This window comes from Maricaulis maris (genome assembly GCF_003634045.1).
GTDB classification, from domain to species: Bacteria; Pseudomonadota; Alphaproteobacteria; order Caulobacterales; family Maricaulaceae; genus Maricaulis; species Maricaulis maris.
In genome coordinates, this window is the sequence record NZ_RBIM01000001.1 from 446,231 (window position 1) to 459,804 (window position 13,574).

The 13,574-nt window shown below is 64.5% G+C and carries 16 protein-coding genes; 8 read left to right on the forward strand and 8 right to left on the reverse strand.

Translation table 11 applies throughout. The features are described from left to right. Positions 1-71: 71 nt before the first annotated feature. A complete protein-coding gene (gene rsmD, locus C7435_RS02150; RefSeq protein WP_121209841.1) occupies positions 72-632 on the reverse strand; it encodes a 16S rRNA (guanine(966)-N(2))-methyltransferase RsmD in 561 nt (186 codons plus the stop codon). A gap of 6 nt (positions 633-638) precedes the next feature. Then, positions 639-1,733: a pseudouridine synthase gene (locus tag C7435_RS02155; protein ID WP_121209842.1), complete on the reverse strand. Its 1,095-nt coding sequence runs from the start codon at positions 1,731-1,733 to the stop codon at positions 639-641. A 38-nt stretch (positions 1,734-1,771) separates the two neighbouring features. On the opposite strand from C7435_RS02155, the gene tadA reads away from it, so the two are divergent. The 3 genes from tadA (at position 1,772) to C7435_RS02170 (ending at position 3,158) form a co-directional block, all read left to right on the forward strand. After that, positions 1,772-2,266, forward strand: coding sequence for a tRNA adenosine(34) deaminase TadA (gene tadA, locus C7435_RS02160; RefSeq protein ID WP_233350656.1), 495 nt, complete (start codon positions 1,772-1,774; stop codon positions 2,264-2,266). Next, positions 2,256-2,588 carry a TfoX/Sxy family protein gene (locus tag C7435_RS02165; protein WP_075188879.1) on the forward strand — a complete coding sequence of 111 codons (333 nt, stop codon included), beginning with the start codon at positions 2,256-2,258 and terminating at the stop codon, positions 2,586-2,588. The genes tadA and C7435_RS02165 overlap by 11 nt, the downstream gene beginning before the upstream one ends. Before the next feature lie 105 nt (positions 2,589-2,693). After that, entirely contained in the window at positions 2,694-3,158 is a 465-nt protein-coding gene (locus tag C7435_RS02170; RefSeq protein WP_121209843.1) for a hypothetical protein, read from the forward strand. Here the strand turns inward: C7435_RS02170 and C7435_RS02175 are convergent. Both C7435_RS02175 and C7435_RS02180 read right to left on the reverse strand, forming a co-directional pair. Next, positions 3,155-3,730, reverse strand: coding sequence for a GNAT family N-acetyltransferase (locus C7435_RS02175; RefSeq protein ID WP_121209844.1), 576 nt, complete (start codon positions 3,728-3,730; stop codon positions 3,155-3,157). The two genes, C7435_RS02170 and C7435_RS02175, sit on opposite strands and share 4 nt — an antisense overlap. Further along, positions 3,727-4,470 carry a sulfite exporter TauE/SafE family protein gene (locus tag C7435_RS02180; RefSeq protein WP_121209845.1) on the reverse strand — a complete coding sequence of 248 codons (744 nt, stop codon included), beginning with the start codon at positions 4,468-4,470 and terminating at the stop codon, positions 3,727-3,729. The genes C7435_RS02175 and C7435_RS02180 overlap by 4 nt, the downstream gene beginning before the upstream one ends. 361 nt (positions 4,471-4,831) lie before the next feature. On the opposite strand from C7435_RS02180, the gene C7435_RS17310 reads away from it, so the two are divergent. Further along, the gene (locus C7435_RS17310) at positions 4,832-4,960 is read left to right on the forward strand and encodes a hypothetical protein (RefSeq protein ID WP_267896421.1); all 129 of its coding nucleotides are present in this window, start codon (positions 4,832-4,834) and stop codon (positions 4,958-4,960) included. Between the two features lie 68 nt (positions 4,961-5,028). Here the strand turns inward: C7435_RS17310 and C7435_RS02185 are convergent, their stop codons facing one another. The 3 genes from C7435_RS02185 to purD form a co-directional block, all read right to left on the reverse strand. Further along, entirely contained in the window at positions 5,029-6,093 is a 1,065-nt protein-coding gene (locus C7435_RS02185) for a phosphotransferase (RefSeq protein WP_121209846.1), read from the reverse strand. Next, on the reverse strand, positions 6,093-7,391 hold the full coding sequence (locus C7435_RS02190) for a metal-dependent hydrolase family protein (RefSeq protein WP_121209847.1): 1,299 nt from the start codon (positions 7,389-7,391) through the stop codon (positions 6,093-6,095). Before C7435_RS02190 ends, C7435_RS02185 begins: the two co-directional genes overlap by 1 nt. An 83-nt stretch (positions 7,392-7,474) precedes the next feature. Continuing rightward, positions 7,475-8,752: a phosphoribosylamine--glycine ligase gene (gene purD / locus C7435_RS02195; RefSeq protein WP_121209848.1), complete on the reverse strand. Its 1,278-nt coding sequence runs from the start codon at positions 8,750-8,752 to the stop codon at positions 7,475-7,477. Positions 8,753-8,880: 128 nt separating this feature from the next. On the opposite strand from purD, the gene xseA reads away from it, so the two are divergent. From xseA to C7435_RS02215, 4 genes are all read left to right on the forward strand, one after another. Continuing rightward, a complete protein-coding gene (xseA, locus tag C7435_RS02200) occupies positions 8,881-10,338 on the forward strand; it encodes an exodeoxyribonuclease VII large subunit (RefSeq protein WP_121209849.1) in 1,458 nt (485 codons plus the stop codon). Positions 10,339-10,387: 49 nt separating this feature from the next. Next, complete coding sequence (locus C7435_RS02205) at positions 10,388-10,618, forward strand: DUF2093 domain-containing protein (protein ID WP_075188887.1); 231 nt, start codon at positions 10,388-10,390, stop codon at positions 10,616-10,618. Then, positions 10,615-11,526 (forward strand): M23 family metallopeptidase, encoded by a 912-nt coding sequence (locus C7435_RS02210; RefSeq protein WP_121209850.1) that lies wholly within the window; start codon positions 10,615-10,617, stop codon positions 11,524-11,526. Before C7435_RS02205 ends, C7435_RS02210 begins: the two co-directional genes overlap by 4 nt. Positions 11,527-11,933: 407 nt before the next feature. Next, positions 11,934-12,590, forward strand: coding sequence for a hypothetical protein (locus tag C7435_RS02215; protein WP_121209851.1), 657 nt, complete (start codon positions 11,934-11,936; stop codon positions 12,588-12,590). 59 nt (positions 12,591-12,649) lie between these two features. On the opposite strand, the gene C7435_RS02220 is transcribed toward C7435_RS02215, so the two are convergent. Continuing rightward, complete coding sequence (locus tag C7435_RS02220) at positions 12,650-13,573, reverse strand: lysophospholipid acyltransferase family protein (RefSeq protein WP_075188889.1); 924 nt, start codon at positions 13,571-13,573, stop codon at positions 12,650-12,652. Position 13,574 lies beyond the last annotated feature (1 nt).

Genomic DNA, 13,574 nt, shown 5'->3' on the forward strand with positions numbered 1-13,574 from the left:
TCTTGATGAAGGCCGGCTCATACGCCTTCTCCCCTCGCGGGAGAAGGTCCCCGCAGGGGGGATGAGGGGGCCTAGCCCCGCGTCAGAAACAGCACTTTTGCGGCGCCATAGACCTTCTCCACCTGACACACCCACCCCGGCGTCGCTGGCTCTTCCTCGGCGCCGACTTCCAGCACGGCGACCGCATCCTCGCTGACCCAGTTTCCCTCGATCAGTTTTTCCAGCGTCTTGGTGCCGAGACCGAAACCATAGGGTGGGTCGAGGAAGATGAGGGTGAAGGGCTCACCCAGATTGGAGGGTTTTTCGCCCAGCGCGGTGGCGTCGCGGCGGTGGATGCGGGTGATGCCGAACAGTTGCAGCGCATCGATATTGTCGCGGATGGCGCCACGGGCCTCGGCGGCCATCTCGATGAAAAGGCAAAAGGCGGCGCCGCGCGACAGGGCTTCCAGGCCGAGCGCGCCGGAGCCGGCATAGATGTCGGCGACACGGGCGCCGTCGAGGGGCGGGCACCAGTCGGCATGCTCGATCACATTGAACATGTTCTCGCGCGCCCGGTCCGAGGTCGGCCGGGTCGATTTGCCCTTCGGTGCCACGAGGGCGCGATTGCGGAACTTTCCGCCGACGATGCGCATGCCGGACTAGCTCCGGCCGCCCGGCTTGCGCGGACCACCCGGACGACCGCTGCCGCCGCGTGGACCGTCATTGCGGCTGCCTTTCGGGGCGCTGCCCTTGGGGCCGCTCGGACGCGGTGCCGGCTTGGCCGTCGGCTTGCCATCCTTGTCGCGGCGGGCGCGGGTGGACTTGGCGTCGAGCGGGCGACCTTTCTGGGTTGGCTCGAGCAGGCTGTCATCGATTTCGCGCTTGGGGCGACCCGGCTGGCCCGGTCCGCCCATGGCACGCCCTGCAGGCCGTTGCCCCGGCTTCTGGCCGGGCTTGCGCGGCGGGCGGCTGGGCGCGCGCGGCTTGGCGATGGCCTGTCCGGTCGGTGTCTCACCCATCTCGATCAGATGGCCGCACTGGTCGTGCAGCACGCGCGAGGGCACGGACTTGATCTCGCCCTTTTCCAGCTGGCCGAGCTGGAAGGGGCCATAGGCGATGCGGATCAAGCGGTTGACGCGCAGGCCGACCGCGTCGAGCGCCTTGCGGACTTCACGGTTCTTGCCTTCTCGAATGCCGATTTCCAGCCAGATATTCGACCCGGTCTCACGCTCGACCTCGACTTCCATCGGGCCGTATTTGATCCCTTCCACCGTCACCCCGGCGCGCAGGATTTTCAGCGCTGACTCGGAAATCGAACCAAAGGCACGGGCGCGATAGCGGCGCGTCCAGCCGGTCGAGGGCAGTTCCAGGGCGCGGGCGAGGGCGCCGTCATTGGTCAAAAGCAGCAAGCCTTCCGACGTCAGGTCGAGACGGCCGATCGAGATCACCCGGCCGATATCCTTGGGGATGGCGTCGAACACGGTTTCGCGCCCTTCCGGGTCGGCATGGGTCGTCACCAGACCGTCCGGCTTGTGATAGCGCCACAACTTGGTCGCGGCTGGCGGCTCGACGCGTTTGCCGTCCACCTCGATCATTTCCGTGCCGGTGACCTTGAAGGCCGGCGTGTCGAGCGTCTTGCCATCGACCTTGACGCGGCCGCCCTCGATCATGCGCTCGACCTCGCGGCGTGAGGCCACGCCGGCGCGGGCGAGGAATTTGGCAATACGTTCTGAGGTGTCGGCAGTTCCGGTCACGCTTGACCCTTTCGATGCGGCGCTCTATCGCGCGCAGTATGACGAACCCGCGCGATACACGTTTTATGCAGGCGGCGCTACGCCTGGCGCAAGCGGCAGCTGAGGCTGGCGAGGCACCGATCGGTGCACTGATCGTCGATCCGGCCACGGACAGCATTGTCGCGCAGGCCCATAACCGTCCGATCGCCGGCCATGATCCGACCGCCCATGCCGAGATACTGGCCTTGCGCGCGGCGGCCGAGACGCTGGGCAATTACCGGCTCACCGGTCTGGAACTCTATGTCACGCTCGAGCCGTGCGCCATGTGTGCCGGCGCCATCAGCCATGCCCGCATCGGCCGGCTGGTGTTTGGTGCCAGCGACGAAAAGGGCGGGGCGGTGATCAGCGGCACGCGCTTTTTCGAACAGCCGACCTGCCACTGGCGTCCCGATGTCGTGTCCGGCATTCTCGCCGATGAAGGTGCGGCCCTGCTCAAGGATTTCTTCCGCGCCCGGCGCAAGGCGAAGGCAGTGGAGCGTCGCGATGGCTTATGATCCTGATCTTGTCGACCGCATGGAGGCCGCCCTGGTGGCACTGGGCCAACGCCCGGAACGTCGCCGCATGTTCGGTGGTATCGCCCTGATGATCGGTGGAAACATGAGTTTCGGGACGTCCCGGGATGAGCTTCATGTCCGCGTCGGCCCTGACCAATATGTCGCCGCACTGGCCAAACCCGGTGCCCGCGAAATGGATCTGACCGGCCGTGTCATGACGGGATGGGTGACGGTGGACGGGCCGTCCGACCTCGATGATGAGGCGCTGTCGGCCTGGGCGAAAATGACCACCGACTTCGTCACCACCCTGCCCGTCAAGTAGTTACGTTATTTCGGCAATTCGCGTTAACGCCAACTTGTCATAAAACCTTGTCTTGAGTTGAATCGGTCGCCGGACGAAGAGGAGCCATCCAAGCGGAGCGCTCCGATGCGTCGTGCACTGATCAAAACTTTCCTCGTTTCCGCCCTGGCGCTTGCCGGCTCTGGTGCCGCCATGGCCGAGGCCGCCATTTGCGCCGATGCGCCGATCCTGCTGCGCGATGTCACCATTATCGATGCGTCCGGGGAATGGGACGACCAGGATATCTTGATCGAGGCCGGCCGTATCTCGGCCATCGGTTCGGAAATCGAGCTGGAAACCGGTCAGGCCATCATCGAACTCGGCCGGCCCGGCGCCATCGTCCGCCCCGGCGTGCAGCCGACGGCGAGCGCCGGCGCGATCTTCATTCGCACCTCGACCGCCGCCAGCCGTCGCACGGCAGCAGTCCTGTCAGCCGGATCGCCAGCCGACCTTCTCGTCTATGCCACGGACGAACATCTGGCCGGCCAGGTCGAGCTCGAAATTCGCGGTGGCCGTATCGCCGGTCTCACCGATAGCTGCGTCGCCGGCTAGGCCAGGCGCGCATCCAGTCCGGCTTTGACCGTCGGCCATTCGTCTTTCAGCACCGAGAAGAACACCGTATCGCGCCATTCGCCTGTCCAGCACAGGAGATGGCGGCGCAGCGTGCCTTCGCGGGTTGCGCCCATCTTGGTCATGGCGGCTTGCGAGCGGGTATTGAGATGATGGGTCTTGAGCTCGACCCGTTCCGCCCCGGCCTCGAAGGCGCCGCCGAGCAGCAGGCGTTTGGCGGCCGGATTGATCTTGGTGCCGCGTGCCATGGCGCCATACCAGGTCCAGCCGATTTCGAGGCGTTTATGCTCGGGGGCGAGGGTCAGATAGGCCGAATGGCCCACCGCCACACCGTCCTCTTGCCGGCGGATGAGGTGGGAGATCTGCGTGCCGGCCTTGGTGCCCGACAGCATCAGGTCGAACCAGGCGTTGAAATGCTCGCCATCGCCGCGCAGCGAGGTCAGCGCCCAGAGCTCTGTCTCGGCGGCGAGCGGGCGGAGTTCCTCGCGATGATCGTCGGTGAGCGGTTCCAGGCGGACAATCGCATTCTCGCGAACCTGTGGCGTGATGATCATGCCGATCCTCCGATGAGCAACAGGGCGCCGCGCAGCACATAGATTGCGCCGATGACCGAGACGATCCATTTCGTCCATTTGCGGAATTGCACATCACTCATCAGCGCCAGGAAGCGTGCGCCGGCGGTCGTGCCGAGAATGGCGAGCGGGGCGGCGACCAGCAGCCATTGCGCCTGTGGCAGGCTGGCAGCGGTGAGCGCAGGCAGGATGTAATAGGCGATCTTGACGCCATGGCTGACGACCTGGGTCGCCGCCTTGGTTGCCACGATGCTGCGCCGGTCGCTCTGCGTGTCGGCGAAGAAGACGTCCAGCAGCGGGCCGGACACGCCGGCGACGACATTCAACCCGGTCACCACAAAGCCGCAGGCCACCGCGTGGTGCGGCTTGGCCGCATCGAGATGCAGGATGTGTTTGGGCAGCCAGATCACCGCTGGCACCAGTCCCAGGATGATGAACAGCCAGGGCTTGGACAGCTCGAAACTGGCAAAGGCGAGCAGGCCGGCGGCGCCGGCCGAGCCGGCGAGATAGATCGCCAGTATGCGCCAGTCGATCCATTTGAGGTGCAATATGGCCCGCCAGCCATTGGACACGCTCTGGATCACGCCGTGCACGACCATGGCCGAGGCCACCGGCAGGACCAGCGCCAGCGCGCCCATCAGGATCAACCCGCCCGCCATGCCGAACACACCGGAAATAAAGGCGGTGATGAAGGTCGCGAGAAGGATGAAGGCAGCGATCATCGGGCGACTATATCGCGGGCTGAGGCGAGGGCGAGTGCCGGGTGCAGGCGGGTGTATGGCTTGTGGAACATAACCAGAACTTGTATAATGGGGTCTTGCTTGGATGGATTGGAAAGTTGCGGCTCATATTGAGCGTGATGCTGGCCAGGCTGGCCCGATGGCAACCGGCGGGTTTGACCGCCAATCAGGCGCTGTGGCGTAGCTGGGAACAGTCCAGTCGTGCGGTCGGGTTGGGGTTGCTCGGATTGTCGCTGTTTACCGGTGACGGAGTTGTCCGGCCCGGTAGTTTTGCTGCCGGTGCCGCCTTGGTTGTGATAAGCTGGATTTGTGCGTTCTACTTGGGCCGATTGGAGAGCCGGTCATGATCGGTGAAATAGAAATTGCGCTCTGGCCTGCATGGGCCTTTTTGGGTTTGATGGTTTTTGTCGTGACCCTCGCGGCGACGGCAGAGGAAGCGCGTCGCAAACGGGACCGAGAGCGTAACGATTGAGTGCTTTCGGGGCGTGTTCATCCAACCGCCCGGCGCTCCCTGCACCAGCAGATAGTTTCCCTGCCCCCTCAAGCCCCCGCCTGTTTCGCGAACCCCCACGCCGCCTCGGCCATTGGTTCGACAGCCGCGCCCATCTGTGACGCGGTGGCGTTGGACGCATTGCCCTGCAGGGAGCGGGCATAGACGCCCTGTATGATCGAGGTCAGGCGGAAAATGTTGTAGGCGAAGTAGAAATCCAGCGCCGGGATGCCCGAGCGGTTGGTGCGCTCGCAATAGGCCTGGGTGTATTGCTCGATCGTCGGGATGCCGAGCGCGGTGATGTCGACGCCCAGGAGGCCGTTGCGGATCTCCGGCGGCATGACCCAGCCCATCAGCTGATAGGTGAAGTCGGCCAGCGGGTCGCCAAGCGTTGAGAGTTCCCAGTCCAGGACAGCGATGACGCGCGGCTCGGTGGGATGGAAGACCATGTTGTCGAGGCGATAATCGCCATGCACGACGCTGGTGCGCTCCTGTTCGGGCGCGGCGGTCGGCAGCCAGTCGATCAGCCGGCCCATCGCGGGAACGGTCGTGGTCTCGGCGGCGCGGTATTGCTTGGTCCAGCGGCCGATCTGGCGCTCGAAATAATTGCCCGGCTTGCCGTAGTCACCCAGCCCTGCGGCCTCGACATCAATGCCGTGCAGATGGGCCAGCGTGGCGTTCGAGGCATCGTAAATGGCGCCGCGTTCGGATGTGTCGAGATCGGGCAGGAGCGGATCCCAGAAAATCCGGCCCTCGACGAAATCCATGATGTAGAATTCGGTGCCGACGACCTCCCGATCCATGCACAGCCCGTGCATGACCGGGGCCGGAAACCCCTGGCCGCCCAGCGCCTTCATCACGCGGAATTCGCGGTCGACGGCATGGGCCGATGGCAACAGCTTGCCCGGCGGCTTGCGGCGCAGGACATAGGCCTTGCCCGGCGTCACCAGCTTGTAGGTCGGGTTGGACTGGCCGCCCTTGAACTGGCTCACCGTCAGCGGACCCTCAAAGCCGCTGACATGGCGCGTCATCCACGCCGCCAGCGCGGCCTCGTCAAAGGCCAGCGCGTCCACAACCGGCTTGGTGCCGGAAAAACTGTCGTCGATCTCGCTCATCAGTCCCGGTAAACCTCGCCGCCCTTCATCACGAAACCCATCTCGCGGAGTTCGGAAATGTTCTCCAGCGGATTGCCGTCGACGGCGATGATGTCGGCGAAACGACCCGCCTGGATGGTGCCGATATCCTGGTCCATCTGCAGATGGCGCGAGGCGTTGATGGTGGCGGTGACAATGGCTTCCATCGGGGTCAGGCCAGCTTCGACGAGGAGCTCGAATTCGCGGGCATTGAGACCGTGGCGGGAGACGCCGCTATCGGTGCCGAAGGCGATCGTGACGCCGCCCTCATGGGCCCGGCGGGCCATCTCCAGCATGACCGGACCGACCTCGCGCGACTTGGCGCGCTGATTGTCGGTCATGAAATCCGCTGTCTCGGCCAGTTCGGCGACGGTGATACCGGCCAGCACGGTCGGCACCAGATAAGCGCCATTGCGGCGCATCAGGCGGATGCTTTCGCGGTCGAGATAGGTGCCGTGTTCGATCGAGTTGCCGCCCGCTTCGAGAAAGGAATTGATGCCGGTCACGCCGTGGGCGTGAGCGGTGACGCGGCGGCCCATCATGTGGGCGGCCTCGACAATGGCAGCGAGTTCGTCATCGAAGAATTGTTGCTCGACGCCGGCCGCGGTGTCGGACAACACGCCGCCGGTCGCGGTGATCTTGATCACGTCGGCGCCGCCACGGATCAGCGTGCGCACCGCTTCGCGGCATTGCGCCACGCCATTGCAGGCGCTCTCGCTGGCGAACATGTGCAGCACGTCGAGCGAGAAGCCGTTGATATCGGCATGGCCGCCGGTCGGTGTGACGGCCGAGCCAGCCACGCGCATGCGCGGGCCGGGAACATCACCGGCCGCGATGGCGTCGCGCAGGGCCAGAGACGCTTCAAAATTGCCGCCCACATCCTGCACGGTGGTGAAGCCGGCCATCAGTGTGGTGCGGGCATTGACCGCCCCGTCAAAGGCGAGATCGGGGGCCGACATTGTGAAGGCGTTGAAGCGACGGCCCGGGCCGAGTTCCGATTGCAGATGGACATGGCTGTCGATGAAGCCGGGCATCACATACTCATCGGAGAGATCAATGATGGTGGCCCCGTCCGGCGTGACATAGCCGGCTTCAATCCCTTCAATCCGCTCGCCGCGGATCAGGATGGATTGCTCCATCGCCGGGTCTTCGCCCGGCACCGCCAGCAGCCAGCCGGCATGGATGACGGTCAGTGCATCATTGCTGTCCTGGGCCATTGCGGCCGGGACGAAGGTGGTCGTGGCGATCAGCGCGATCGCTGTGAGGGTTGTCTTGAGCATCAGGTCTGCCTCCCCGCAAACATGTGTTTGCGCAAGAAGATGACGACCCGGCCCGTGATGTCAAACCATGGTCGCGGTTGGCACTAATGCGTCTTGAGCGCCCGCCAGGCGATGTCGCGGCGGCAGAAGCCTTCCGGCCAGTCGATCTCGTCGATGGCGGCATAGGCCCGGTCGACAGCATAGTGGAGGGTTTCGCCCGAGGCCGTGACATTGAGCACGCGGCCGCCATTGGCGGTGCGTTCGCCGTCGGCATTGCGGGCCGTACCGGCTTCGAAGACGACCACGCCTTCCATCTTGTTGGCGTCATCGACCCCGCCGATCACGCTGCCCTTCTCATAGGCCTCCGGATAACCATTGGCGGCCATGACGACGGTGATCGCCGGCTCGGCCGTCCAGCGCAGCGGTGGCATGCCGGCGAGGCCGCCGGTCGCGGTGGCTTCCAGATAGGGCAGGATGTCATCCTCGATCCGCATCATCAGGACCTGGCATTCCGGGTCGCCGAAGCGGATGTTGAACTCGACGACCTTGGGACCCTCGGGGGTCACCATCAGCCCGGCAAACAGCACGCCCTGGAAAGGCGAACCTTCAGCCGCAAGGCCATTGGCGACCGGTTCGATGATGGTCTTCATCGCGGTTTCGATCAGCTCCGGCTTGGCAATCGGAGCGGGGGAATAGGCGCCCATGCCGCCGGTATTCGGTCCGGTGTCGCCTTCGCCGACGCGTTTGTGATCCTGGGCGGCGCCGCAATAAAGCACGGTCTCGCCGTCACACAGGGCGAAGATCGAAACTTCCTCGCCGGCCATGAATTCCTCGATCACCAGCGTCTTGGACGCCTCGCCGAACTTGCCCGACAGGAAGGCATCAATCTCGTCTTCGGCTTCGCCGCGGTCGGACACAATGACCACACCCTTGCCGGCGGCCAGACCGTCGGCCTTGAGCACATAGGGCGGTTCGAACTGGTCCAGGAAGGCCTTGGCCTCACCGGCATTGGAGAAGGTGCCATAACGCGCCGAGGGCACATTGTGGCGGGCGTAGAAATCCTTGGCGAAGGCCTTGGAGGCTTCCAGGCGCGAGGCCAGTTTTGACGGGCCGAACGTATTGATCCCGGCCTGGCGTAGCTGGTCGGCCAAACCGTCGCAGAGCGGGTTTTCCGGCCCGATGACGACCAGATCGACGGCTTCAGCGCGGGCCAGGTCAACCAGGCCATCCAGGTCGGACACCGGAATATCGTGGCAGGTGGCGAGTTCGCTGATGGCGGCGCTGCCAGGGGCTGCGAGAATCGCGGAGATCACCGGGCTTTGCGCTATTTTCCACACCAGGGCGTGCTCGCGCCCGCCTGATCCGACAACCAGAACCTTCATCTGACCCTCAATGCGTCTGTGGCAACTCTTTCCGCGCCCTGCCTAGCGCAATCGCCGGACAATCGCGAGTCCGCCCGACGGTATCCGGGGCGTTGCGATGGCCGACAATCCAATTTACCAGATGAAGCATGAATACGCCCACGGGAAACATCCACGAGTTCACGGTGTCCGAGCTTGCCGGCTCGCTCAAGCGCACGGTCGAGGATGCCTTTGGCCATGTCCGCGTGCGCGGTGAGCTGGGCCGGGTTGTCGTGGCCAAGTCCGGCCATGTCTATTTCGACGTCAAGGATGACAAGGCGGTCATTGCCTCGATCGCCTGGAAGGGGACGGCCCAGCGTTTCCGCTTCCGTCCGGAAGAGGGGCTGGAAGTGGTCATCGAAGGCCGGCTCTCGACCTATCCCGGCCGGTCGCAATACCAGCTGATTGTTGAAAGCATGGAACCGGCCGGTGCCGGGGCGCTGATGGCGCTGTTGGAGGAGCGCAAGAAAAAGCTCGCGGCGGAAGGCCTGTTCGACACAGGCCGCAAAAGGCTCATCCCCTTCCTGCCGACCACGATCGGGGTCGTCACCTCGCCCACCGGCGCCGTTATCCGCGATATCCTGCACCGGCTGCAGGACCGCTTTCCGCGACATGTCCTGTTATGGCCGGTCCTGGTTCAGGGCGACGCGGCCGCCGCCCAGATTGCCGATGCAATCCGCGGCTTCAACGCCCTGCCCGTCGGCGGAGTCGTGCCGCGTCCGGACGTGCTGATCGTCGCGCGGGGCGGTGGCTCGATCGAGGATTTGTGGGCCTTCAACGAAGAGGTGGTGGTCCGCGCTGCTGCCGAGAGCGAGATCCCGTTGATCTCCGCCGTCGGCCACGAGACCGACACGACGCTGATTGATTTCGCCTCTGACCGTCGCGCCCCGACCCCAACCGGGGCCGCCGAGATGGCGGTGCCGGTGCGGGCCGAGCTGAAGGCCGATATCCACCAACTCGGCGGACGCCTGGTGGCGGCCCTGTCGCGCCATATCGAGCGTCGTCGGACTGAATTGAGATCGGCGGCCCGCGCCATGCCGCGGCCAGCGGCGCTAATGGCGCTGAAACGCCAGCGTTTTGACATGGTCGCCGACAAGCTCGACCCGGCCCTGCTGAACCACGCCGCTGAGAAACGCGGCCGGCTCCTCGTCCTCGCAGCCGGCCTGAAACCGGCCGCGCTCAGCCGTGACCTGCGCCAGAAACGTGATTTGCTGGCCGAGCGCTCGGCGCGGTTGATGCCGGCGGCCGACCGGGTACGTCGCGACCGCAAGCGTGATCTCGCCAATTGGGCCGCGCGATTGGAGGCCCTGTCACACCAATCCGTGCTCAAACGCGGCTTCGTGCTGGTGCGCGACCGGGCCGGCAAGCTGGTCCGCTCGGGTGCGTCCCTGATCGAAGGCGCAGGGGTTGATCTTGTTTTTGCTGATGGCGACCGTGCTGCCCGGATCGAGGGTGGCCGGAAGGCGCCGAAACGAGCACCGGAAACGCCGCAGCCTGTCCGCAAGGCCAAGCCCAAAGCCAAGCCGCGCGGCAAGCCGGAAGCGGACGGCCAGGGCAAGCTTTTCTGATGCGGCACAGCCCTCCCGCTCGCCCGCAAACCCTGCTAGAGACAGTTCCATGAGTGATTTCAGTTTCGACAAAGACTTCCAGGGCGAAGCCATTCTCGAGTTTGGCGACAGCGACTTCATCATCCTGAAGGCGGGCAGTTTCGTGCGTTGCGCCGTGACCGGTGACCCGATCCAGCTCGACCAGCTGCGCTATTGGAATGTTGATGAGCAGGAAGCCTATCGCGATGTACTGATCGCCAAGCAGCGCTGGATCGAGCTGAACACGGAGCCGGGCAAATGATCGCTCTCGCCGTCGCCCTTGCCCTGCAATCCACGACGGCCTTCGTCGATGGCCAGTTCGATCCCATTGCCGAGCTGATTGCCCAGAACGCACCGGAGGCGCGGGAAGCCTCCGCGCCTGCGCCCACGGGCTGTCGTGGACAGTATGAGCAGGGCGCTCTGATCATCTGCCGGTTCGAACCGGGCACGCGACTGGATCTGGGTGAGAGTGTGGCCGTCGCTGACGCGCAGGGCTTCGCGGTACTCGGAATTCCGCGCAATGCGCCTGAGGAAATGCTTTTCGAGATGTCGACGGTCAATGTCGTCAACAGTACCAACCAGATCGACGAGACCCAGATCTTGTTCATCGCCCAGCGCGAATACAATCTCCAGCATGTTGACGGCGTGCCGCAGACGACCGTGACGCCGGCCCCGTCCACCCTGCCGCGGCGCCAGCGCGAATACGCGCAGAAACAAGCCGCCTTCAACTCGGTCTGGGACGGGCAGGGCTTTTTGGACGGTTTCATCAGTCCCGCCGAGGGTATCACCACTGGCGTCTATGGTTCGGCGCGGGTCTACAATAACGGCCATGAGGGCAGCCCGCATTGGGGGCTGGACTGGGCCAATGAGGTCGGTACCCCGGTTTACGCGCCCGCTGGCGGCTTGGTCACCCTGGCCGAGCCGGACATGTATTACGAAGGCGGACTGATCTTCATCGATCACGGCCAGGGCCTGGTCTCGGCCTTCTTGCACCTGTCCGGTGTCGAAGTCTCCGAGGGCGATATCGTCGAACAGGGCCAGCTGATCGGCGCCATGGGTGCCGGCGGACGGGCCACCGGCTCACACCTCGATTGGCGGGTGAAGCTGCGCAACCAGTTTTATGTCGACCCGCAGAGCCTGCTGGATCTCGACCTGAGCGAACTGCGTTAGGCTGGCGGCTTAGCGCCTGTTTTCCGTTTTCTGGGGAAGATTCCGAATTTCCCATTCGATGTGCCGGCCTCCGGTTGAACTCGTCGCGAACTGAGCGCCGCGCGCGCAATGAGCCATAAACCGCTTGTCAGCCAGCAGGCCGTATCCGTTTCTTCAGCTCAAGGGTGAAACCGCGCAGCGGCCGCCCTGCGGCCCTTGACCTGAAGAAACGGATACGGCGGTCTCTCGGCAAGCGGTCTATGGGTGGGTATGCGCCGGCGGCGCTGACGCTTTGGGGTACCATTGTGTCTGCTGCGGGTTTTCAGCGCCGTAAAACGGTGTGTGTCCCTATCAACTGGATCGGGAAACGGATGGACTCCCGCCCACACCCTGTGGACAATCCTGTCAGCGCCTCGGGAGACAGAGTGATGATGTTGCAATGGACACGACGCTTGCTGGCGGCACTGGCGATGGCCGGCTTGACGACCTCGGTCAGTCTCGCCCAATCGCCCGAGGCCGGTGACGCTCTGCTTGCTGCAGACCGGATACCGCAACCCGCATCCAGCTGGTCCGCCGTCAGGCTTGATGCCGATGGCCATTCCCGTCCTGCGCGGGGGCTGGCGGACGGCACGCTGTCCCTTGGTGCAGACGAACACGGTGTGGAGGCGCTTTACCGGCCCGCCGATGGGCACGTCTATGAGCGCGATCTGGGGAACCCGGATTATGCCGTCATGGAACCGGCGCCGCGCCGCCCGATCTATCTGGACCGCGAGCACCTGCGTTATCTGGACGTTCACGTCACGGCCGTCTCAGCGGACAGGTGGCAGGGTGAAGCGGTCGAGCGCCTGCAATTGGAAAGCCGGCATTCGATGACGCCGGAGGCCTTGTCGGGCGAGGTGGTGGTTACCGGCGACGGAATCATCGTCGCCGCGGACTTGAGTGGGACCTATGCGCCGGAAGGCCAGGATGATTGGCACGGATGGCGGGGCTCCTACCGGCTGGCCGACTTGGAGCGCGGTGTCGATCACGACCCTTACCTGTTCGACTGGCCCGAAACCGTCGCCCACCTCAACGCGCCGGGTTAGGAAAGGGCTTTGATCTTGGCCGGTGGTGCCGTTGCCGCCCGCGGTAAGTAGCGCCGTTTTTAGTCTGACTTGTAGACCGACTTGGCCCAGCGGCGATGGACCCAGAACCATTGCTCGGGGGCCTGACGGATTTCGCTTTCCACCCATTGATTGATCCGCGTCACCGTCTCGATGATGGCGGCGGACTTGTCTGGATTGGTGGAGATTTCGATCGGGTCGTGGACTTCCACCCGGAAGCGGGCGCCGCCCATGCGCCGAATTGAAAGGGGCAGGATCGGGCAGCCATGGCGCATGGCCAGACGGGTCGGTCCCGGTGCGGTCATCGAGGGCTGGCCGAAGAAAGGCGCTTCGACGCCGTCATTCATCTTCTGGTCGTTCATCAGCGCCACCGACTCGCCAGCCTTCAACGCCTGCATCAGCGCCTTGGCACCGTCGCCGCCCTTGGCGGTCAAGGTCTTGACGCCATAGCCGACGCGCATGTCGGTGATACGGCGGTCGATCAGCGGGTTGTTGGCGGGGCGGTAGGTGATGTGACAGGGCAGGCCGGTCTGGCTGATGGCTGCGGCCCCGATCTCCCAGTTCGAGTGGTGCATCGAGATGATGACCGCCGGCTTGCCGGCATCACGCAGTTTTTCGAACTTCTCGCGGCCGATGAACTCGACCCGCTCATTGAATTCCGGCCCGGCGAACACGCCCAGATGCGGCATCTCGCCGGCCAAGCGTCCGAAATTTTCCCACATGCCGCCGAGCAGTCGTTCGATTTCCGGCGCGGCGGCTTCGGGGAAGCAGCGCTGCATGTTGATGCGGGCGACCTTGTGCACGGGCATCAACGGGCCAAGCTTGCGCAGAAGCTCGCCGGCCGCGTCAGAGGCCTTGTCGATGCCCTTGATCTTGTACCAGCCGGCATAGGCATCCCAAGCAGCGGCTTCGAACCGCCAGCCGATCCGTGTCAGCGTCGAGGCATTGCGTTGGGCATCTATCATT

What these genes read in the sequence shown, in the direction of transcription:
- C7435_RS02210 (WP_121209850.1), top strand. Translation starts at nt 10,615, where the DNA reads ATGATCGCTCTCGCCGTCGCCCTTGCCCTGCAATCCACGACGGCCTTC.
- C7435_RS02220 (WP_075188889.1), bottom strand. Translation starts at nt 13,573, where the DNA reads ATGATAGATGCCCAACGCAATGCCTCGACGCTGACACGGATCGGCTGG.
- tadA (WP_233350656.1), top strand. Translation starts at nt 1,772, where the DNA reads ATGACGAACCCGCGCGATACACGTTTTATGCAGGCGGCGCTACGCCTG.
- C7435_RS02165 (WP_075188879.1), top strand. Translation starts at nt 2,256, where the DNA reads ATGGCTTATGATCCTGATCTTGTCGACCGCATGGAGGCCGCCCTGGTG.
- C7435_RS02215 (WP_121209851.1), top strand. Translation starts at nt 11,934, where the DNA reads ATGATGTTGCAATGGACACGACGCTTGCTGGCGGCACTGGCGATGGCC.
- rsmD (WP_121209841.1), bottom strand. Translation starts at nt 632, where the DNA reads ATGCGCATCGTCGGCGGAAAGTTCCGCAATCGCGCCCTCGTGGCACCG.
- C7435_RS02205 (WP_075188887.1), top strand. Translation starts at nt 10,388, where the DNA reads ATGAGTGATTTCAGTTTCGACAAAGACTTCCAGGGCGAAGCCATTCTC.
- C7435_RS02190 (WP_121209847.1), bottom strand. Translation starts at nt 7,391, where the DNA reads ATGCTCAAGACAACCCTCACAGCGATCGCGCTGATCGCCACGACCACC.
- C7435_RS02175 (WP_121209844.1), bottom strand. Translation starts at nt 3,730, where the DNA reads ATGATCATCACGCCACAGGTTCGCGAGAATGCGATTGTCCGCCTGGAA.
- purD (WP_121209848.1), bottom strand. Translation starts at nt 8,752, where the DNA reads ATGAAGGTTCTGGTTGTCGGATCAGGCGGGCGCGAGCACGCCCTGGTG.
- C7435_RS02185 (WP_121209846.1), bottom strand. Translation starts at nt 6,093, where the DNA reads ATGAGCGAGATCGACGACAGTTTTTCCGGCACCAAGCCGGTTGTGGAC.
- C7435_RS02170 (WP_121209843.1), top strand. Translation starts at nt 2,694, where the DNA reads ATGCGTCGTGCACTGATCAAAACTTTCCTCGTTTCCGCCCTGGCGCTT.
- xseA (WP_121209849.1), top strand. Translation starts at nt 8,881, where the DNA reads ATGAATACGCCCACGGGAAACATCCACGAGTTCACGGTGTCCGAGCTT.
- C7435_RS02180 (WP_121209845.1), bottom strand. Translation starts at nt 4,470, where the DNA reads ATGATCGCTGCCTTCATCCTTCTCGCGACCTTCATCACCGCCTTTATT.
- C7435_RS17310 (WP_267896421.1), top strand. Translation starts at nt 4,832, where the DNA reads ATGATCGGTGAAATAGAAATTGCGCTCTGGCCTGCATGGGCCTTTTTG.